The organism is Haloarcula nitratireducens (assembly GCF_019599505.1).
In genome coordinates, this window is record NZ_RKLT01000004.1 from 300,345 (window position 1) to 318,724 (window position 18,380).

General features: G+C 68.2%; 21 protein-coding genes and 1 tRNA gene. 12 read left to right on the top strand and 10 right to left on the bottom strand.

What is annotated here, in order from left to right; translation table 11 throughout:
• Positions 1 to 160 precede the first annotated feature (160 nt).
• Complete coding sequence (locus tag EGH23_RS13875) at positions 161 to 1,102, top strand: Gfo/Idh/MocA family protein (protein WP_328765978.1); 942 nt, start codon at positions 161 to 163, stop codon at positions 1,100 to 1,102.
• A gap of 58 nt (positions 1,103 to 1,160) precedes the next feature.
• On the opposite strand, the gene EGH23_RS13880 is transcribed toward EGH23_RS13875, so the two are convergent.
• A complete protein-coding gene (locus tag EGH23_RS13880; protein WP_220580574.1) occupies positions 1,161 to 1,337 on the bottom strand; it encodes a DUF7317 family protein in 177 nt (58 codons plus the stop codon).
• Positions 1,338 to 1,588: 251 nt separating this feature from the next.
• Entirely contained in the window at positions 1,589 to 2,332 is a 744-nt protein-coding gene (locus tag EGH23_RS13885) for an SDR family oxidoreductase (RefSeq protein WP_220580575.1), read from the bottom strand.
• Between the two features lie 143 nt (positions 2,333 to 2,475).
• Between EGH23_RS13885 and EGH23_RS13890 the strand changes: the two genes are divergently transcribed.
• The 4 genes from EGH23_RS13890 (at position 2,476) to EGH23_RS13905 (ending at position 5,483) form a co-directional block, all read left to right on the top strand.
• Positions 2,476 to 2,730, top strand: a complete 255-nt coding sequence (locus tag EGH23_RS13890) for a DUF8001 family protein (RefSeq protein WP_220580576.1) — start codon at positions 2,476 to 2,478, stop codon at positions 2,728 to 2,730.
• A 50-nt stretch (positions 2,731 to 2,780) separates the two neighbouring features.
• The gene (locus tag EGH23_RS13895; RefSeq protein ID WP_220580577.1) at positions 2,781 to 3,167 is read left to right on the top strand and encodes a helix-turn-helix domain-containing protein; all 387 of its coding nucleotides are present in this window, start codon (positions 2,781 to 2,783) and stop codon (positions 3,165 to 3,167) included.
• Positions 3,168 to 3,477: 310 nt separating this feature from the next.
• Positions 3,478 to 4,734, top strand: coding sequence for a threonine synthase (gene thrC, locus EGH23_RS13900; protein ID WP_220580578.1), 1,257 nt, complete (start codon positions 3,478 to 3,480; stop codon positions 4,732 to 4,734).
• Positions 4,735 to 4,817: 83 nt separating this feature from the next.
• Positions 4,818 to 5,483 carry a DUF4166 domain-containing protein gene (locus EGH23_RS13905; protein ID WP_220580579.1) on the top strand — a complete coding sequence of 222 codons (666 nt, stop codon included), beginning with the start codon at positions 4,818 to 4,820 and terminating at the stop codon, positions 5,481 to 5,483.
• Between the two features lie 145 nt (positions 5,484 to 5,628).
• Here the strand turns inward: EGH23_RS13905 and EGH23_RS13910 are convergent, their stop codons facing one another.
• Positions 5,629 to 6,030: a hypothetical protein gene (locus tag EGH23_RS13910; protein ID WP_220580580.1), complete on the bottom strand. Its 402-nt coding sequence runs from the start codon at positions 6,028 to 6,030 to the stop codon at positions 5,629 to 5,631.
• A 141-nt stretch (positions 6,031 to 6,171) separates the two neighbouring features.
• Here EGH23_RS13910 and EGH23_RS13915 point away from each other — a divergent pair, with 141 nt between their 5' ends.
• On the top strand, positions 6,172 to 7,347 hold the full coding sequence (locus tag EGH23_RS13915) for an aspartate kinase (RefSeq protein WP_220580581.1): 1,176 nt from the start codon (positions 6,172 to 6,174) through the stop codon (positions 7,345 to 7,347).
• 426 nt (positions 7,348 to 7,773) lie between these two features.
• Here the strand turns inward: EGH23_RS13915 and EGH23_RS13920 are convergent, their stop codons facing one another.
• Together EGH23_RS13920 and EGH23_RS13925 are read right to left on the bottom strand one after the other, a co-directional pair.
• Entirely contained in the window at positions 7,774 to 8,472 is a 699-nt protein-coding gene (locus EGH23_RS13920; protein WP_220580582.1) for a metallophosphoesterase family protein, read from the bottom strand.
• A 73-nt stretch (positions 8,473 to 8,545) separates the two neighbouring features.
• On the bottom strand, positions 8,546 to 9,154 hold the full coding sequence (locus tag EGH23_RS13925; protein WP_220580583.1) for an IMP cyclohydrolase: 609 nt from the start codon (positions 9,152 to 9,154) through the stop codon (positions 8,546 to 8,548).
• 393 nt (positions 9,155 to 9,547) lie between these two features.
• Between EGH23_RS13925 and EGH23_RS13930 the strand changes: the two genes are divergently transcribed.
• Together EGH23_RS13930 and EGH23_RS13935 are read left to right on the top strand one after the other, a co-directional pair.
• A tRNA-Gln gene (locus EGH23_RS13930) sits at positions 9,548 to 9,620 on the top strand.
• A gap of 84 nt (positions 9,621 to 9,704) precedes the next feature.
• Entirely contained in the window at positions 9,705 to 10,136 is a 432-nt protein-coding gene (locus EGH23_RS13935) for a universal stress protein (RefSeq protein WP_220580584.1), read from the top strand.
• On the opposite strand, the gene EGH23_RS13940 is transcribed toward EGH23_RS13935, so the two are convergent.
• Together EGH23_RS13940 and EGH23_RS13945 are read right to left on the bottom strand one after the other, a co-directional pair.
• Positions 10,133 to 11,323 carry an inorganic phosphate transporter gene (locus EGH23_RS13940; protein ID WP_220580585.1) on the bottom strand — a complete coding sequence of 397 codons (1,191 nt, stop codon included), beginning with the start codon at positions 11,321 to 11,323 and terminating at the stop codon, positions 10,133 to 10,135. The two genes, EGH23_RS13935 and EGH23_RS13940, sit on opposite strands and share 4 nt — an antisense overlap.
• Before the next feature lie 120 nt (positions 11,324 to 11,443).
• Positions 11,444 to 12,100 carry a lactate utilization protein gene (locus tag EGH23_RS13945; protein ID WP_220580586.1) on the bottom strand — a complete coding sequence of 219 codons (657 nt, stop codon included), beginning with the start codon at positions 12,098 to 12,100 and terminating at the stop codon, positions 11,444 to 11,446.
• A 141-nt stretch (positions 12,101 to 12,241) separates the two neighbouring features.
• Between EGH23_RS13945 and leuS the strand changes: the two genes are divergently transcribed.
• The 3 genes from leuS to EGH23_RS13960 all read left to right on the top strand — a co-directional run bounded on the left by leuS (position 12,242) and on the right by EGH23_RS13960 (position 16,153).
• Positions 12,242 to 14,974, top strand: a complete 2,733-nt coding sequence (gene leuS / locus EGH23_RS13950) for a leucine--tRNA ligase (protein ID WP_220580587.1) — start codon at positions 12,242 to 12,244, stop codon at positions 14,972 to 14,974.
• A 202-nt stretch (positions 14,975 to 15,176) separates the two neighbouring features.
• Complete coding sequence (locus EGH23_RS13955; RefSeq protein WP_220580588.1) at positions 15,177 to 15,830, top strand: cupin domain-containing protein; 654 nt, start codon at positions 15,177 to 15,179, stop codon at positions 15,828 to 15,830.
• 80 nt (positions 15,831 to 15,910) lie between these two features.
• Positions 15,911 to 16,153, top strand: a complete 243-nt coding sequence (locus EGH23_RS13960) for a heavy-metal-associated domain-containing protein (protein WP_268899450.1) — start codon at positions 15,911 to 15,913, stop codon at positions 16,151 to 16,153.
• Position 16,154: 1 nt separating this feature from the next.
• Here the strand turns inward: EGH23_RS13960 and EGH23_RS13965 are convergent, their stop codons facing one another.
• Together EGH23_RS13965 and EGH23_RS13970 are read right to left on the bottom strand one after the other, a co-directional pair.
• Positions 16,155 to 16,574 (bottom strand): GIY-YIG nuclease family protein, encoded by a 420-nt coding sequence (locus EGH23_RS13965; RefSeq protein WP_220580590.1) that lies wholly within the window; start codon positions 16,572 to 16,574, stop codon positions 16,155 to 16,157.
• Positions 16,575 to 16,580: 6 nt separating this feature from the next.
• On the bottom strand, positions 16,581 to 16,871 hold the full coding sequence (locus EGH23_RS13970) for a hypothetical protein (RefSeq protein ID WP_220580591.1): 291 nt from the start codon (positions 16,869 to 16,871) through the stop codon (positions 16,581 to 16,583).
• Positions 16,872 to 16,965: 94 nt separating this feature from the next.
• Between EGH23_RS13970 and EGH23_RS13975 the strand changes: the two genes are divergently transcribed.
• A complete protein-coding gene (locus tag EGH23_RS13975; RefSeq protein WP_220580592.1) occupies positions 16,966 to 17,598 on the top strand; it encodes a rhomboid family intramembrane serine protease in 633 nt (210 codons plus the stop codon).
• Position 17,599: 1 nt separating this feature from the next.
• Here EGH23_RS13975 and EGH23_RS13980 read toward each other — a convergent pair whose 3' ends face one another.
• Complete coding sequence (locus EGH23_RS13980) at positions 17,600 to 18,337, bottom strand: ribonuclease H-like domain-containing protein (RefSeq protein ID WP_220580593.1); 738 nt, start codon at positions 18,335 to 18,337, stop codon at positions 17,600 to 17,602.
• Between the last annotated feature and the right edge of the window lie 43 nt (positions 18,338 to 18,380).

Below are 18,380 nucleotides of genomic sequence, written 5' to 3' on the forward strand. Positions count from 1 at the left end.
TGGTTGCCGGACCGGGCGAAGAACCGGATGCACGCGCAGAACGGGTTGCTGACGTGGCCGGCGAATAGCGCGCGGTCCGACGACCGGCACGGGTCTCGGCTGTCTCGTCGTCTTTCGCTCCGGCCACGGCATTGATGGACGTCTCGCCCGAAGAGCGGACGTGACAGTTGCTATCGGTGCGATCGGCGCTGGCGGTATGGCGGAGACCCATACGGGCAATTTCGACGCGGTCGACGCCAGACTCGTCGGCGTCTGCTCGCGGACCGAAGAGAGCGCCCGAGAACTCGCCGAATCACACGGAGCGGAGACGTGTCCGGACGCGGAGACGATGTTCCGGAAGGGGGATCTCGATGCAGCCCTCGTCACCGTTCCGCCGTCCGCCCACGGGGAATACGAGCGATTGGCCGCGGAACACGGCGTCGACTTCTTCGTCGAGAAACCGCTCGCGCTCTCCCGGGAGACCGCCCGCGACGTCCGCGACGCCGTCGAAGCGGCCGATCTCGTCACCCAGGTCGGCCACCAGTTCCGCTACGCCGATATCGTCGAACGGGCTCACGAACTCCTCGGCGACCGCACTCTCGCACAGATAGAGGGGCGGTGGGTCGACGCCGTCTCGCCGCTGCCGTGGTGGAGCCGGAAAGACCGGTCGGGAGGCCAGCTCGTCGAACAGTCCGCACACGTCTTCGACCTCGTGCGGGACTTCGGGGACGAGGTCGCCGACCTCGCCGCCTTCGGCGGCCACCGCGTCGTCACGGACGAGATAGACTTCGCCGACGCCTCGGTCGTCGCGATGCGCCACGACTCCGGCGTCGTCAGCCAGGTCACCTCGACGTCGGCCTCGCCGGAGAAGGACGTGAGCCTCGAACTCGTCGCCGAGGGCTGCCGGCTCGAACTCGACTTCGTCGCCCACACGCTCACCGGGACCGTCGACGGCGAATCGGTCCGGTTCGAGGGGGAGCAGCGCCCCTACGAGAAGGAACTGGCGGCCTTCGTCGAGGCGGTCGAGGAGGGCGACCCGTCGCGCCCCCGGTCGCCGTACCCCGACGCGCTACGGACGTTCGAACTCACGATGGACGCCGACGACGCGCTCGATATCGCGTGATTCCGCGCGCCTCGTATCGTCTCTCAGCAGCACACGGCTACGCGATGAGCCGCCGCGATCACTCTACGGCGTCAACGGGGGACCTGCGAACCTGCTCGCGTACCGGAATCCCGCGCGAACGGAGGGCCGATTCGAACTGCGACGGCGAGACGCCGCTGTGACTCGCCGCCTGTTCGAGCGTGAACGTTCGGCTGCGGTACAGTGTCAGGGCGGCCGTGAACGATTTGCGTGACATTTTCGCTACGGTGATAGCGATGGGTTGCTGGATATTAAACCTAGTGTGGGAAATACTGTCCTAGTTTTGCCCTAAGCCGACAGAAACAGGATAAACATGGGAAAAAGGAATTATATTTGGACGAATGGGCATGACTGGACGTTCGAGGATACGAGGCGGTCTCGTCGGGCGCGGCCTCCGATCGCGGGCGCTACCGGTGCGTCTCGGTCGCAGATCGACTATCGGAACGCGTCGAATATCGAACGAGTAGTTCAGAAGCCGCCGAACTTGTCCCGGCGGTAGACGTCGATATCGTTGATCATGGTCGGCGGTTCCTGGGCCAGCGCGAAGGCGACGGCGTCGGCCACCTCCTCGGGCTCGGTGACTTCGCCGGGGTCGAAGCGGTCCTCGAAGGATTCCCCCTCCTCGCTGCCGAACTCCGAGCGGACCTCCGTCGGGTTGACGACGGTGACCCCGACCTCCTCGCCGCCGACCTGTCCCGAGAGACTCATCGCGAAGCCGCGGAGCCACCACTTCGTGGCGGCGTAGACGGGGTTAGACGGTCGGGGGTACTGCCCGGCGAAACTCCCGATAAAGACCAGTATCCCGGCGCTCTCCCGGAGGTACGAGAGCGACTCGCGGGCGGTGTAGAACGCGCCGTCGACGTTCACGTCCATCATCGTCCGGTACTCGTCGTCGGTCATCGTCTCCACGTCGTCGCCGCGCCCGAGGCCCGCGTTGACGACCACGCCGTCGAGCGAGCCGAGCGTCTCGACGGTCGATTCGACCGCCGCCGCGACCTGCGCGGGGTCGCTGACGTCCGCCGGGACGACGTGCGTCGCCACGTCGAACTCCTCGGCGACGTCGTCCGCGAGTTCTCTGAGTCGGCCCTCGCGGCGGGCGAGCAGTGCCACGTCCGCCCCGTCGCTGGCGACTCGACGGACGGTCGCCGCCCCGATTCCCGAACTCGCTCCGGTGACCAAGATACAGCGTTCCGCTAACGAATCACGTACCATAGTCGGAGTGTCGCACGAGGTGTCGATAGTCCTTGTGCCGGAGTTCCACTCGAAACGGTGGCCTTTTCGAACAGTTCGCCAACGTTTGGCACAACCCGCCTTCGCCCGACGATATAAGCCGATAGCCGCCGTAGTCCCAGGCGATGGAGCCACTGGTCGTCGAGGCCGGCGAGGCGAGCGTCGAGGACCTGCTGGACACGCTCGAATCCGGTCGCCGCGTCGTCGTTCGAACGGAGTTTCTCGGCGACGCCCACGAGGTGACGCTGCGCTACGACGGGATCTGGTACTGCGATACGCCGACGCGCCTGCACAGGCACGATTCGCGAGCGGAGATGCGGACCTGTCTGGAGCGACAGGGATACGGCCGCGACGCCGGTGACGCGGACGACACCCGGTGAGCTACGGGTAACGGCCCCGTTTATGCGTCGGGCGCGCCTATCCGTCCGATATGGCAATCGACCCCTCGACAGACGGATTCCGCGAGCTCATGGTCGACGACGAACCGTCGCTGACGGAGGTGATGGCCTGCGTCTTCGGCGTCCAGGAACACGAAGTGCGGACCTATCACACGCTGCTCGACAACCCCGGCAGCACCGTCGCTGAACTCGCCGACGTCCTCGACCGCGACCGCTCGAACGTCAATCGCTCGCTCTCGACGCTCCGCGAGAAGGGCCTCGCGACGCGCGAGCGCCGACTGCTCGACGGCGGCGGCCACGTCTATCAGTACACGGCGAGACCCCCCGACGAGGCCCGCGAGCTGATGCACGAGACGCTCGACGAGTGGGCGGCGGCGGTCCACGACCGAATCGACGAGTTCGACGCTAGCAACGTCTAACCGCGGAACGTCGACCGAGTAGCACAGAAAGCCCCCGCTGGCTCGATTGCCGGGGCTCGCTGCGCGCCTCGTCGCTCCCGCTGGTCGCTCCTGCGGTGCTTGCGTCGCCCGGGCTAATCGAGCCAGCGGCCCCTTTCAGTCCCCGAAGACGCAGAGCGCCTTCCGATCCTCGCGGAATCTTCGATTCCGCTCAGTCCACCCGCTCGGCTGACTAATCGTCTTCAACCGTGTGTCTCCTTCTCGGCTTCCCCGACCCCTCTCCTGACGACAATCGCCCCACTTTTGCCCGCCGGGAGCGTTCGCCCCGACAATGGCTAATCTGCAACTCACCGACGACGTCCCGGCGGTGGCCGACGACGGCGTCTGGCTCACCTGCATCGAGTGCGGCGAGTCGTTCGCCCCCTTCGAGGAGGTCCGGTACACCTGCGACGACTGCGACGGACTGCTGGAGGCCCGCTACGCCGACCTACCGACCTTCGACGAGTTCGAGGGCGAGGGCGTCTGGCGCTACAGCGCCGCCCTGCCTTTCGAGGAGGGCGTCTCGCTCCCCGAGGGGCACACGCCGCTGCATCGCGTCCCGCGCCTCGAAGAGGAAGTCGGCGTTCGGAGTCTCCGGGTGAAACACGAGGGGATGAACCCCACGGGGTCGTTCAAGGACCGCGGCATGACCGTCGGCGTCCGCGTCGCACAGGAGGTCGGCGTCGGCCGACTCGCCTGTGCCTCGACGGGGAACACGTCGGCGGCGCTGGCCGCCTACGGCGCTCGCGGCGGCATGGAGACGCTCGTCTTGCTCCCCGCCGGCAAGGTCGCCGCCGGGAAGATCGCACAGGCCGCCCTCCACAAGGCCCGCATCCTCGAAGTCGACGGTAACTTCGACGAGTGTCTGGACATCGTCCAGGACCTCGCGGATCGCGGCGAGGCGTACCTCCTGAACTCGCTCAACCCCTTCCGCCTGGAGGGCCAGAAGACCATCGGCCTCGAGATCATGGAGGAACACTACGAGGACTACGGCGAGTACCCCGACCGCATCGTCCTGCCGGTCGGTAACGCCGGCAACACCGCGGCGCTCTATAAGTGCTTCCGCGAACTCGTCAAGGCCGGCGAGATAACCGAAGAGCAGGTGCCGAAACTCACCGGCGCACAGGCCGAGGGAGCCGCGCCGATGGTCGAGGCTATCGAGGAAGGCAACGACGAGACCCGCCGCTGGGAAGAGGTCGAGACCCGCGCGACCGCCATCCGCATCGGCAACCCGGTCAACGCCCCGAAGGCTCTCCCCGGAATCCGCGAGACCGGCGGCACCGCCGTCGCCGTCTCCGACGAGGAGATCACCGAAGCGCAGCGCGACCTCGCCGGCGAGGGCGTCGGCGTCGAACCGGCCTCCGCCGCCTCCATCGCGGGCCTCCGGAAACTGCGGGACCGAGGCGTTATCGAAGACGACGAGTCGGTCGTCTGCCTGACGACCGGTCACCTCCTGAAAGACCCCGACGCGGCCGCCGAGGCCGGCAACGACCCCGAACCCGTCGACAACAGCACCGAGGCCGTGCTGGACCTGCTGGGCGAGAACTGACCGCTCTCCCAATATCTTTCGGCGCTCGACCCGGTTCTCGGGCAATTCTTATCACCGTACGGCCGGAAATCGAGTCGATACGTATGACCGGCGTCTACGAGCGGGCACTGGGCGAGGCGGCCGACGACCTCCATCCGAAGGTCCGCGAGCGCTACAGCATCGGCCCCGACGACGGCGTCACGGTCGGGACGGGCCGGATGGACATCTCCCGGGGCACGCACGTCCTCCCCGCGCTGTACGCGATGGCGAGCCGCGACATGCTGTTCCCCGAGGCGGGCCACGACGTGCCCTTCGGCGTGACGACGGTCGGCTATCGGCTCGACGGCCGCGAGGCGATGACGACCCGCCGGACCTTCGAGTTCGGCGAGACCCGCCGGCACTTCGACTCCGTGACGGTATGGGACGCCGACGGCGAGCGCCTGCTGGACTTCCTGGGTCGCGGCGGCCTCGTCGCGACGGAACTGCACCCCCGCGTCGAGGCCGGCTCGCTCGTCGTCGAGGCGGGTCGCCAGTGGCTCCACGCCGGCGACCGGTACGTCCGGCTTCCCGAACCGCTCGCGGCCGGCGTCGAGGTGCGCGACCGCTACGACGAGACCGACGGGCGCTACCACGTGCTGGCCACCGTCGAGAACGCGCTGGCCGGCCACGTCCTCAGTTACCGCGGCGCGTTCACGCAGGCGCGCGACGACCGCGAGGACGGCCCGGACCTCCGTCCGATTCGCACCCTTCCGACGCTCCCGCCGCGATGACGAACAACCAGCCGATAGGCCCGAGGAACAGCAGTCCGACGGCGACGGCGGCGGCAAGGGTCGCCAACGTGGGGGTAACTACGCTATCCGCATCGACCATACTACCCACTCATAGGCCGGTAGAATCCGTTTTGTGGTCGGACCGCTACTGCTCCGCGCGACCGGGTTCGAGCCGGTACCGGACCGTCGGTTGCCCCTCGAACCGCGGCCCCTCCCCCGCGCGTGTGAAACCCGTCGCTTCGACGGCGGATTCGACGGTCGACTCGCCGTCCGGGACGAGCAGTTCGACGGCCATGCGTTCCCGCTTCGCGAAGGCGATCGGTTCGTCGAGCAGTCGCTCGCAGGCCTCGGCGGACCCGGCCAGTTGCGTGACGTGGACGGTGCCGCGTTTGGCGTCGTAGCTCACGAAGCCGAGCGTCTCGTCTTCGCTCTCGGTGGCGACGCGGACGGTCCGGTCGTGGACCAGGTTTCGCATCACGTCCGGCGGGAAGTCCGCGAGGTCCGCGAGACGCTCGGCGTCCGCTTCGACGGCGTCGCGTATCTCCATGCCCGACTCTCTGTGTCCCACGCAAATAAACGGTGTGTCGGTCTGTACCATCCGGTGGCAGACGGGAAGATGAACACAGTTATCCCGGGTGGCGGCTAACGCGACGGCAATGATATTCGCACGCACGGTTTCGGTGATACGATGCGCGTAATCGCCAAGTTCGGCGGAACGAGTCTCGGCAGCGGCGACCGCATTAACCGAGCGGCAGACTCCATCGCGGCCGCCGTCGAACAGGGCCACGAGGTCGGCGTCGTCGCCTCGGCGATGGGCAACACGACCGACGAACTCCTCGACGACATCGAATACGACGCCCAAGCCGCCGACCGAGCCGAGATCGTCTCGATGGGCGAACGCACCTCCGTCCGGATGCTCAAGGGCGCGCTGGCCGCCCGCGGCATCGACGCGATATTCCTCGAACCCGGCAGCGACGACTGGCCGATCATCACCGACGAGTACGGCGAAGTCGACGTCGAGGAGACGCAGAAGCGCGCCCACGCGCTGGCCGGCCAGATGCGGGACGTCGTCCCCGTCATCACCGGCTTCCTGGCACAGGACCACGAGGGCAACGTGACGACGCTGGGCCGCGGCGGCTCCGACACCTCCGCCGTCATGCTCGGCAACTACATGGACGCCGACGAGGTCGTCATCGTCACCGACGTCGAGGGCGTCATGACCGGCGACCCCCGCGTCGTCGAGGGCGCGCGGAACGTCGGCGAGATCAGCGTCGACGAGCTCCGCTCGCTCTCCTTCCGCGGGGCCGAAGTCGTCGCCCCCTCGGCGCTCTCCTACAAGGACTCGGACCTCTCCGTTCGCGTCACGCACTACCAGCACGGCGACCTCCTGACCGGCGGGACCTCCATCGAGGGCGAGTTCCAGAACCTCATCGACCTCCAGGAGGAACCCACCGCCTGCGTCACCGTCGCCGGCCGCGCCATCCGCAACAGCCCCGGCATCCTCGGCGAACTCGCCTCGGCGCTGGGCGACGCCGGCATCAACATCGAGGCCAACTCCTCGGGGATGGACTCGCTGACCTTCTACGTCGACGAGGACGACGCCGACGACGTGGAAGCGCTGCTCCACGACCGCATCGTCGACGACGAGACGCTCTCCTCCGTCACCGTCGAGGACGACATCGCCGTCATCCGCGTCACCGGCGGCGACCCCGGACAGGCCGCACTTCCCTACCAGGTCATGGAGCCGCTCGCCGACGCCCACATCCACCTCTACGACGTCATCACGTCGGCCACGTCGGTGTCGGTGTTCGTCCCGTGGGACGACCGCGAGCAGGTTCTAGAGCTGGTCCAAGACGTTTTCTAAGCGACCTTTTTCTCCGTTGGGTGGCCTGCGGCCACCACGCCTCGAAAAACGTCCGCAGAAGGCTTCGACTTCTGTGGGCTCGCAAGCGCGTCGCGCTTGCGAACGTCGGTCGCACTCGCAAAGCGAGTGCGAGCACGGGAGAGCTTCGCTCTCCCGGCGATGAAAAAGGCCGAACTCGCGGCGACGCCGCGAGTTCGACGAGGGCCATCCCGACCAGATACGCGAGGAGGCCGCCGACAGCGAGTGGGGGAGTGCGGATTTCGGTCACTCGGGCGAAGGCGGCACCGGCGGCGACGGCGAGGAGGGCTCCGACGAGAAACGCGAACGCGCCGCCGGCTACCGTCTCGGTGATGCGACTGTCCGTACGCGAGGTTCGCGGCGTCCTGTCAAATCGTTTCGGGGTGGCAGGCGCTCGTCTCTCGGCGCTTACCGACCTTGCGTCAGCCGGAACCCGATCTGGCGGGGGAGACCGGCGTCCTCGACGGCCTCTATGACCTCGTCGGTGTCGTACTCGACGCGGCGGTCTTCGACGGTCAGTTCGTCCAGATCGAGGACCGCGTAGGCCGCCCGGTGGTCGCCGTCGCGCGGTTGGCCGACGCTGCCGGGGTTCATCACGACCCCCTCGTCGTACACCTCGTGATGCTGGCGGTGGGTGTGGCCCATCACCAGCACGTCTTCATCGTCCAGCAGCTCGGGCCCGAACTCCTCGGGGTAGGTGTAGTGGTCGGGGTCCTCGGGGTGGCCGTGGACGAGCTTCACGCGGCCGTCGCACTCCACGCGCTCCTCGGGCAGTCCCGAGAGCCAGTCGAGCTGCGCCTCGTCGAGTTGGTCGCGGGCGTGTTCGACGCCGGCCCGCGCCATGTCGTTGAACGCGAAGGGGCTGTCCTCGACGACCGCTCGGTCGTGGTTGCCCATCACCGTCGGCACGCCCTCGTCGGGCCACGGGACGCCCTCGGGGAGGCCGTTCGGTTCGCCCCGCATCGCGTCGACGCAGTCGGCGTGCCACGGGTTGTAGCCGACGACGTCGCCGGCACAGACCAGCCCGTCGACCGGTGGCATGTCCGCGAGGACCGCCGCCAGCGCGACTCGGTTGCCGTGGATGTCGGAGATGACGCCAAGCCTCATTGTGTCCACCTAACGGACGCAGGCCCTTGAGTGTCGCCACCGACTCAGTTCCCGTGTGTCGCCGACCGCGTCGTCACTCGCCGTTGTACACCGAGACGTCGAAATCGCCGGCCGACCCGGAGACGCCGGCCGAACAGACGGCGTGTTCGAACTCGTGGTCGTACACTTCGCGGGCCGCGCTCTCGGCGTCGCTCGCACCGAGATCGAACGCCGTGGGGCTGTCCTCCTCGTAGGTGGCGACCAGCGTCGGTTCCGTGACTTCCTCGACGAGCAGGGCGTCCCGGCGGACGGTGCCGATGACTGCACCCGGTCCGTCGGCGGTCGTCGTCGGATCAGACTCCTCGACGCCGACGATGCCGGCGATGCGCGGCGTGTCGTAGTCGTCCTTCTCGAAGTCCAGCGAGAGCAGCGGTTCGGCCAGCGCGTCCCGCGCCGGGTAGCCCAGTGCGAGCTTCTCGGCGATCGGATCGACGTGCGACCCGTTGCCCACGACGGCACCGCGCTCGGTGACGCGGACCCCGTTGTAGGAGATGTAGGGGTTGTCCGTCTCGGGGGCGTCCGGCGTCGGTTCGATAGTGACGGCGTCGCCGCGCTCGGTTGCCTGCCGGTTCGGGAACGACCGCGAGGAGACCCGGTACGCGCCGACGGTCGGCCCGACGACGACGAAGCGTCCGACGTACATACGTCACGGTGGCGGCCACCGCGGCAAAGCCGTATCGATGTTCGGCCGCGGAAACGAGAGGGCGATGGCTGCGTTCGCTGTGACGAGACCGACCCGGCTTGTCTCGACTACCATCACCGTGACGACGTAGACAAAGAGATGACCGTCTCCGAGATGGTAACACACGGCTACTCGAAGGCGAAACTCAGAGCGGAGATGGCGAAATGCGACGTTCTCTGTGCCAACTGTCATCGCAAAGAGCACTACGAGATTCCTCCGCACGTTCGATCACGAGAGACATCATCGTCGGATGCCGACGGCTGACACGCCTACCGGACTCCGCAACACTGAAATACGACAGCCGGGTATACTCTCGTGTAAGCCACCAGACGCGGACGGTGGCGAACGTGTCAAAGTTCCGTGGGGTAGCGGCCAATCCTGTTGCCTTCTGGGGGCAACGACGAAGGTTCGAATCCTTCCGGAACTACTTCTCAGCGAACTCCCGACGAGCGTCGACTCTCTCCTCTAACTCACCACACGGCTACTTGTCCCTGCACGCACGAGGTACGCTATGGCTCCCGCACACGTCCTCGTCCCGCTCGACGGGTCGCCGCTGGCCGACGAGGCGCTGGTTCACGCGCTCAATACCTTCGACTGCCGGGTCACGGTGTTGAACGTCGTCGCGCCGCTGGACAGCGGGATGAGCGAGGGCGGCGTGCTCGAACCCGGCGACGAGCGCCAAACGGAGGCGCGCTCGCGAGCCGAGGAGATAGTCGAGCGAGCGAAGCGGCGGGCCGAGGAAGTCGGGCGGAACGTCGAGACGTCGGTCGAGACGGGCGACCCCGCCGAGACCATCGTCGAGTACGTCGAGGCCCACGGCGTCGACCAGGTCGTGATGGGCGGCCACGGCGGGTCGCGCAACGAGTTGGCGCGGCGGTTGCTGGGGACGGTGGCGACGGCGGTCGTCAGCGAAGCGCCGGTGACGGTGACCGTCGTCCGCTAGGCGGGACCCAGCACCAGTTCGAAGACGCGATACAGGCCGAACCCGACGGCGACGGAGGTGACGAGCGTGATTACCCAGAAGCCGAGCGTCACGCCGATCTTCCGCCGGGAGACGCCCGCCGACCCGCCGGCGAGGCCGCCGCCGATGACGCCGGAGATGATGATGTTGTTGAAGGAGATGGGGATACCGAGCGCGATGGCGAGCTGGGCGATGATGAACCCCGGGACGAGCGCCGCGATGGAGCGGCGGACGCCGAGCTGGGCGTACTCGCGGGAGGTCGCCTGCAGGAGCCGCGGCGCGCCCATCCACGCGCCGCCGAGGATGCCGACCGCGCCGACCGTCAGCAGGACGAAGCCGGGCAGTCCCAGTTCCGCCCGGTAGAGGTTCTCGAGGGGACCGGTCGCCAGGCCGACCTGGCTCCCGCCGCTGGAGAAGGCGACGACGCTCCCGAGGACGACGAGGAAGGTCTTGATGCCGCGGTCGACGGACTCCTGCGTGCGCTTGCGGATGAACGCGAAACTCAGCGCGGCGACGAGGAGGGACGCGACGACGGTGACGCCCGGCAGCGGGACGAGCATGGCGGCGAAGCCGGCCAGCGAGTTCTGGGTCGCGCCGGGCGGCGCGGGGATGACGCTCAGTTCCGCGTTGGCGACGATGCCGCCGACGACGGCCGCGAGCAGCGGGACGCCGACGGTCTCCGGCACGTCGTCCCGCCGCAAGAGCGTCGCGGTGAGGTAGGCGAGCCCGCCCGAAACCGGGGGGACGAGCGCCCAGAACGTCGCGATCCGCCGGTAGGTGTCGAACACCGGCGCCCCGCCCAGCGAGAGACCGACGCCGACCATCGCGCCGGTCGTGGCGAAGGCCGCGGGGACCGGATAGCCCGTGTAGACGCCGAAGGCCATGAAGAGCGTCGCGGTCAGCAGACCCGCGGTGGCCGCGAGCGACGTAATCTGGACGCCGTCGATGAGCCCGGCACCGACGGTCTCGGAGATGCTCCCGCCCTGCGTGAGCGCGCCGAGCGCCGCGAGGATGCCGATGAGGAAAGCGGCCCGCATCGTCGAGATGGCGTTCGCGCCGATAGCCGGGGCGAAGGGCGGCGAGTTGCTGTTGGCTCCCAGCGCCCACGCCGTCACCAGCCCGGTCACCGTCGCCAACGCGACCAGCGCCCAGAACACCGCGTCCGCCACCGGGAAATCAGGCCCCCCGAGACGGTCCGCTCGCGCTCATTGGTGCCCGTTCACGCTGACCGCGGATAAACGTTCGCGCACGAAACCCGTCGCGACGAGCGTCGGGTCGGTGTCGTCGACTCAGTATCCGAGCGATTCCTTTGCGAGGACGAGCGTCGTCCGGCCTTCTTCGGCCTCCTGCCGGTAGATGAGCTGCTTGCCGATCATGCTACCGGTGCCGTAGGCGTCCTCCGCGCGGGCGTCTTCGAGCGGATAGGCGACGTCCTCCAGTCGGTCGAGCGCGGCGTCGAGGTCGTCGACGATCTTGTTCGTGCCGGCGACCAACAGGAGGTTCTCGGCGGCGAAGGGGTAGGCTCCGATACGACTGCCGGAGGCGTCGGCGGCGACGAGCTCGCCGGTCGCGGCGACGGCGTTGACGCTCCCGAGGAAGTAGTCGCTGGCCTGGGCCTCCCGGCGGGCGCGCTGGCGCTCGGCGTCGTCGTCGATGCCGTACACCTCGGCGTGGCGGTTCTCCCAGTCGTGGTCGCCCTCCATGAGATAGTCCATGAAGCCGATCTCTTCGAGCGTCGTCGAGTGGCCGTCCATCACGGACGCGCCGGCGGGGATGCGCTCTCGCAGTTCGGCGAGCGCCGCGTCACCGTCTTCGACTACGACGACGTCGAAGCCGCGCGACCGGAGGTTCTCGACCGCCGCGTCGAGTTCCTCGTCGCTGGGTCGTTCGTCGAGCGATTCGTCGTAGGAGACGCTGTCGGCGTAGCCGTCCTTGTTCCGGGACACGATACTCTGGTCGCCGGGGAGCGTGAAAAGCGCTCGCGGACGCTGCTGTCACCGGGTTACACGGGTGTTACTCCGCCGAACGCACGTCTGGCGGCCCGGCCGAACACTCATGTGCGACGGCGACCCACTCGGAGGTATCGAATGTCGCGCCGCTACGACCACGCGAAGGTCCAGGAGTACTGGCAGCACGTCTGGGAGCGAGAGGGGGTCTTCGAGTGCCCGGACCCGGCCGAGAACCCCACGTACGTCCTCGGGATGTTCCCTTACACCTCCGGGTCGTTGCACATGGGCCACATCCGGAACTACGCCATCACCGACGCCTACGCCCGGTATCGACGGATGGCCGGCGACGACGTGCTTCACCCGATGGGGTGGGACGCGTTCGGACTGCCCGCCGAGAACGCCGCCTACGAGCGCGATACGGACCCCGAGTCGTGGACCCGCGCCTGCATCGAGCGGATGCGCGACGACCTCCGGGAGATGGGTTTCGGCTACGACTGGAGCCGGGAGATAACGACCTGCGACCCCGAGTACTACCGCTGGAACCAGTGGCTGTTCACCCGCTTGCACGAGGCGGGACTCGTCGAGTACGACGCGGCGACGGTCAACTGGTGTCCCGACTGCGAGACCGTGCTGGCGGACGCACAGGTCGAGACGTCCACCGGCGGCGACGACGAACGCGGTCGAACCCACGGCCACGACCACGCCGGCGGCGTCTGCTGGCGCTGTGGCACCGCCGTCACCCAGCGCGAACTGGACCAGTGGTTCTTCGCCATCACCGACTACGCCGACGAACTGTACGACGGACTGGACGATCTAGAGGGATGGCCGGAGGGCGTCCGGGACAGCCAGCGCAACTGGATCGGCCGACAGGAGGGCGCGACGGTCGCCTTCGATATCGACGGAGCGAGCGCCTCCTCGGCGTCGGAAGACGGCGAGACCGTCGAGGCGTTCACGACCCGTCTCGACACCGTCTACGGCGCGACGTACCTCGCGCTCGCGCCGGGCCACGACCTCGTCAGCGGGCTCGCCGACCGCGACGAATCGGTGGCGAGATACGTCGAGTCGGTCGCCGGCACGGACGACGCCGGCCTGAGCGGTATCGAGACGGACCTCGTGGCGACCCACCCGTTCACCGGCGAGGAGATCCCGGTGTACGTCGCCGCCTACGTCCTGGACGACGTGGGGACCGGCGCGGTCATGGGCGTGCCCGCCCACAACGAGCGCGACCACGCCTTCGCCGCCGAACGGGACCTGCCGGTCCGACAGGCCGTCGAACCCGTCGACGGCAGCGAGACGGCCCTGCCCGACGAACCGTACACCGACGACGGGATGTTGACCGACAGCGGCGAGTACGACGGCCTCGCGAGCACGGCCGCTCGGGACCGACTGCTGGCCGCCGACGCCGCCGCGGAGGCGACGACCTATCGCCTGCGGGACTGGCTCATCTCCCGCCAGCGCTACTGGGGGACGCCGATCCCGATCGTCCACTGCGAGGACTGCGGGCGCGTTCCGGTCCCCGACGAGGACCTGCCGGTCGAACTCCCCGAGTACGTCCAGACGACCGGGAACCCGCTGGACGCCGCCGAGGAGTGGAAGCGGACTGCCTGTCCGGACTGCGGCGGCGAGGCGACCCGCGAGACCGACACGATGGACACGTTCGTCGACTCCTCGTGGTACTTCCTGCGCTATCTCTCTCCGGACTTCGAGGACGCTCCCTTCGACCAGGAGACCGCAGACGAGTGGCTCCCCGTCGACGTCTACGTCGGCGGCGAGGAACACGCCGTCCTCCACCTCCTCTATATCCGCTTTTTCACCCGGGCGCTGGCCGACCTCGGCCTTCTGAATCGCCGGGAACCCGTCGACCGACTCATCAATCAGGGGACGGTGCTCCATGGCGGCGAGAAGATGTCGAAATCGAAGGGCAACGCCGTCGCGCCCCACGAGTACGGCGCGGAGACGACGCGCCTGTTCGTCCTCTCGGCGGCCCACCCCGCACAGGACTTCGAGTGGACCGTCAAGGACGTCTCGACGGCCTACGACTTCCAGCAGACGCTCCACGAGATGGTCGAGAGATACACGGCGATGCGGAGTCGCTCGGACCGAGCGAGCGGTGAGGAGTCCGGACCGCCGGCGGACCGAACGGAGAGCGTCCCGCACGACGCCTACCTCGAACGCGAGATCGACCGGACCATCGCCGCCGTCACCGACGAGTACGACCGCTTCCGGTTCCACCGCGTCGTCGGCGAACTCCAGCGCTTCGCTCGCTTGCTCCGCCGGTACGCCGGCTACGAACCGCCCTACCGCTTCGCCTACGCTCGCGGCCTGCGCGTCCTGACGAAACTCGTCGCGCCCATCGCGCCGGCGCTGGCCGAGGAACTGTGGCACTTACTCGAAGAGGACGGTCTCGTCGCCGAGGCCCCCTGGCCCGAACCGCTCAGAGACGTCGAGTGGTACCGCATCGAACGCGAACTCGTCCGGACGACGCTCGACGACGTGCGCGACATCACCGGCGTGGTCGACATCGAGGACCCCGACGAGATCGAGATCGTCGTCGCCGAGGACTGGAAGTACCGGGCGTACCACACGGCAGAGGAGGCCGACCCCGGCGACGCCATCGTCGGCGAGATTATGGGCGAGGAGGCCATCCAGCGTCACGGCGACGCCGCCGCCGACTACGCCGCCTCGCTCGCCGACCGGGGAGCCAGCCTCGAACCCATCGTCGACGGCGAGCGCGAACTGGACGTGCTATCGCAGGCCGCGTGGCTGTTCGAAGACGAGTTCGGGGCCGACGTGACCGTGCGGCGGGCCGACGGCGAGAGCGAGCTCGCCCGGAAAGCCCGGCCCAACAAGCCGGCTATCCACATCTCCTGAGACGGATCCGAGCGCGGCCGCCCGAATTCTGGCCGGCGGTCGCACAGACCGCGGCAGTCACGGTAACGTCGCCTTAGCGATAGTCACAGCGGCTTGCCAAATGGTAGCGCGTAGCAACCTCTGCCGCCGAGATCTCTGTCAGTAAATAACTACGCTCGACGGTGACGCCGTTCTACTCGGGCGACTTCGCCCGGAGGACGCTATGACACGAGACGATAATCCACCGACACACGCCGACATCGACGCTCCGACCGCCGAGTCACGCGACCGAGACACCGACGCGGGTTTGTCCACTCGTCTTCCGTTCTTGCGCCGCGATTTCCTCTCCGATTCCGCGAAACTCGGTGCCGGCGCGCTCGCGCTCTCGTCTGCCGGGGGCGTCGCGGCTGCGCAGGCCGATGGACAGACAGAGGGCGGCCAAACGGAGGGCGGACAGGTCGACCAGCCGGAGGGCCTGAGCGTCGACGTACTCGCCCCGCATGCGACTTTCACTGACGAGGTGGGGATGGCGCTCGGCGTCACCTTCGAGCAGGGCGGCGACGAAGCGGCCTTCGTTCGCGACCCGTCGACTGTCGTCTTCGCTCGGGTGACGCTTGACCCGGGCGGGACGACCGGTTGGCACACGCACCCGGGACCAGTCATCGTCAACCTCGCCGAAGGCGAACTCGACGTCGTCTTCTCACACACCTGCACTACCCACACCTACGCGGCTGGCGAGGCGTTCGTCGACCCCGGCGGGCACACCGAGATCGCGACGAACGCGAGCGACACTCGGCGTGCGGTCGCCTACGTACTGTTCCTCGCCGTCCCCGGCGGCGAGTCGCCGACGACACACGTCGAGCCGCAGGACTGCTGACTACCGGTCTGCGCGCGAGCCCGTTTCGATTCGAGGTCGGTCACCGCGCCACAGTTCTCTGCGGGCCCGCGCTTTTCCGACTGGCTGGGTTATGTCCTCGTAAGCGACAGGGTACGCTCGCCGTCACCGGGATGGAAGGTGCAGAGTGCGAGAACACTGTCGAGGGGGCGCTCACCGGCGTCGCCGGCGTGGAGTCGGCCGCCGCCGACCGGGAGACGGGTGAAGTCACCGTCGAATCGGACGACGACGTCGAGGACCAATCGCTGCTGGATGCGATAACCGACGCGGGCTACGACCTCGTCGACGGAGACGACTCGAAGTAACTCAGTCGGCGGCCGCGTGTGCGCGCTTGACGGCCGACAGCAGTTCCTCGCGGTCCTCGCCGTAGTGTAGGTGCGAGCGACAGTCGCAGTCCGAACAGCCGAATCCGTCGACGGCGTCGGCGTTCTCTCGTTCGGTCAGTCGACGAGCGACGGCGCACTCGATCCCCGCACTCGTGGTGACAGCGCGGTCGACGCGCGTCTCGGCCGCGCCCAGTAGGTAATCGACGTGCCAGTGGCGAGCGTCGTTCTCGCCGCGGGCGACGACGCGGTGGCGTTCCACCCGGCCGAACCCGCCCGCGCCCAGCGCGCTCCCGGTGTAGGCGTAGTACCCCGCCGGGAGCGACAGGTCGCCGAGCGCGCCGACCGTAACGGTGCCGCCGCTGGCGCGGTCGAGCAGTAGCGTGTACGTCCCGCCGTCCATCGGGCGCTACGCGCTCATCTCGGGGTCGGCGGCCTGGTCGCCGAAGCCGTCGAGTCGGAACTCCCGCGAGTCCGTACAGTCCTCGTTCTCGGCGGCGAGTTCGCCGACCAGCCAGTTGAACCGGCGACCGAAGTCGCCGTACGGCGCTTCCTCGAACGTGTTCAGGACGTCCTCGGCGGCGAGGTCCTCGTCGTACTGTTCGGCGAAGGCCGCGACGTTCTCGGCGGCGGTCCCCGCGGTGTCGTCGTCGGTCTCCTCGGCGAACGCGTCGGCGAGTTCGTCGGTCAGATCGGACATACGCGAGTGCAGGCCGCGAACTCACGTAGGCGTTCTGGATGCGAAGCGCCCCGGCACCCGCGGTTTCTTGTGGCCTGCCCGACAACAGTGAGGCATGCGACGCCCCGCCGAGAGCCCGACGGTGGTCACGCTCGGCCTCATCGTCGGCGTGTTCGCCCTCCAGCAACTCGCCGGGTTCGTCGGCGGCGAGCGGACGCTGTTCGCCCTGTCGAACCCGCTACTGGACCGGCCGTGGACGCTCGTCACCAGCGTCTACGCCCACGCCGGTCCCTCGCACTTGCTCGCCAACGCCGCCGCGCTCGCGCTGGCTGGGCTACTGCTCGAACGGCGGACGACGAACGCCCGATTCCACGGTTTCTTCGTCACCGTCGGCGCGCTCTCGGGCGTGACACAGGTCGCGATGGCCGGACTCGTCGGCTCGTTCGTTCCAGGTATCCCCGCGCACGTCAGCGTACTCGGAGCCAGCGGCGCGATCTTCGGGCTCTTCGGCTATCTGCTCGCGGCCAACCGAATCACGGAGACGGTCGTCGGCGGGTTCGAACTCGACCCCAGAGTCCAGTTGGCACTCGGTGGCGTCCTCGCCGCCGTGATAACGCTGCTGACCGCCAACCCCGGCGTCGCGCTGCTGGCGCACTTCACCGGTCTCTTGCTCGGCTTCCTCGCCGGCCGCGCGCACCTGTTGCGATCCGCCGACGGCGCGCCCGCGACCGACCCGGCGCGGTTCTGACCTACTCGACGAACACGTCGTCGTGGAGGGTCCCCGAGACCTCGTCGGCCAGGGTCCGGAGGTTGACGGTGTCCTCGCGGTTGTACGACACCAGCGTCTCCAGCGCGCCGTCCCTGCCCGATTCGTGTTCGCGCCAGAGCCTGACCGCGTCCCGACCGGAGATGTCCGGTCGGTCGCGTTCGATGCCGATGTCCTGTTCGACCTGCTTCAGACCGCCGGAGAGGCCGACCTGCTTGCAGGTGTACATCAGGTCGAGGTGGGGACGGTCGAGGTCGACGTCGAAGTTCGCTTCGAGAAAGGGAACGTCGAAGCGCTTGCCGTTGAACGTCACCAGCAGGTCGGCGTCGGCGAACGCCGCCCTGAGGTTACCGGCGGTGAGGTCGTCGCCGGCCACCAGCGTCTCCGTCTCCCCGGCCTGATGGAGGCTGACTGTCGTCACCTGGTTTCGGTGTTCGTCCAGCCCCGTCGTCTCGATGTCGAAGAAACACGCCCGGTCTCGAAACGTCTCGTAGAGCCGCCACTGCTCGCTGTTGGGGAACTGCCGGTCGAAGTAGCGAACGTCACCGGCGTCGAGGCGGCCGCGACCCTCGTCGATGAACTGCTGGATGTTGTCGCCGCGCTTCCCGCCGACGACGCCCGGTTCGAACGCGTCCCAGTGGGTGACCCCCTGTTCCCAGATGGACCGCTCGGTCTTCTCGCCGACGCCGTCTACCCCGATGAAACTGTTCTCGACGCGCACGCTCTCGGGTAGAGGGGGCGGCGTACGTAAGTGCGTCGCTCAC

What these genes read in the sequence shown, in the direction of transcription:
- EGH23_RS13955 (WP_220580588.1), top strand. Translation starts at nt 15,177, where the DNA reads ATGACACGAGACGATAATCCACCGACACACGCCGACATCGACGCTCCG.
- EGH23_RS13975 (WP_220580592.1), top strand. Translation starts at nt 16,966, where the DNA reads ATGCGACGCCCCGCCGAGAGCCCGACGGTGGTCACGCTCGGCCTCATC.
- EGH23_RS13915 (WP_220580581.1), top strand. Translation starts at nt 6,172, where the DNA reads ATGCGCGTAATCGCCAAGTTCGGCGGAACGAGTCTCGGCAGCGGCGAC.
- EGH23_RS13885 (WP_220580575.1), bottom strand. Translation starts at nt 2,332, where the DNA reads ATGGTACGTGATTCGTTAGCGGAACGCTGTATCTTGGTCACCGGAGCG.
- EGH23_RS13910 (WP_220580580.1), bottom strand. Translation starts at nt 6,030, where the DNA reads ATGGAGATACGCGACGCCGTCGAAGCGGACGCCGAGCGTCTCGCGGAC.
- EGH23_RS13925 (WP_220580583.1), bottom strand. Translation starts at nt 9,154, where the DNA reads ATGTACGTCGGACGCTTCGTCGTCGTCGGGCCGACCGTCGGCGCGTAC.
- EGH23_RS13890 (WP_220580576.1), top strand. Translation starts at nt 2,476, where the DNA reads ATGGAGCCACTGGTCGTCGAGGCCGGCGAGGCGAGCGTCGAGGACCTG.
- EGH23_RS13895 (WP_220580577.1), top strand. Translation starts at nt 2,781, where the DNA reads ATGGCAATCGACCCCTCGACAGACGGATTCCGCGAGCTCATGGTCGAC.
- EGH23_RS13970 (WP_220580591.1), bottom strand. Translation starts at nt 16,871, where the DNA reads ATGTCCGATCTGACCGACGAACTCGCCGACGCGTTCGCCGAGGAGACC.
- leuS (WP_220580587.1), top strand. Translation starts at nt 12,242, where the DNA reads ATGTCGCGCCGCTACGACCACGCGAAGGTCCAGGAGTACTGGCAGCAC.
- EGH23_RS13965 (WP_220580590.1), bottom strand. Translation starts at nt 16,574, where the DNA reads ATGGACGGCGGGACGTACACGCTACTGCTCGACCGCGCCAGCGGCGGC.
- thrC (WP_220580578.1), top strand. Translation starts at nt 3,478, where the DNA reads ATGGCTAATCTGCAACTCACCGACGACGTCCCGGCGGTGGCCGACGAC.
- EGH23_RS13880 (WP_220580574.1), bottom strand. Translation starts at nt 1,337, where the DNA reads ATGTCACGCAAATCGTTCACGGCCGCCCTGACACTGTACCGCAGCCGA.
- EGH23_RS13920 (WP_220580582.1), bottom strand. Translation starts at nt 8,472, where the DNA reads ATGAGGCTTGGCGTCATCTCCGACATCCACGGCAACCGAGTCGCGCTG.
- EGH23_RS13905 (WP_220580579.1), top strand. Translation starts at nt 4,818, where the DNA reads ATGACCGGCGTCTACGAGCGGGCACTGGGCGAGGCGGCCGACGACCTC.
- EGH23_RS13935 (WP_220580584.1), top strand. Translation starts at nt 9,705, where the DNA reads ATGGCTCCCGCACACGTCCTCGTCCCGCTCGACGGGTCGCCGCTGGCC.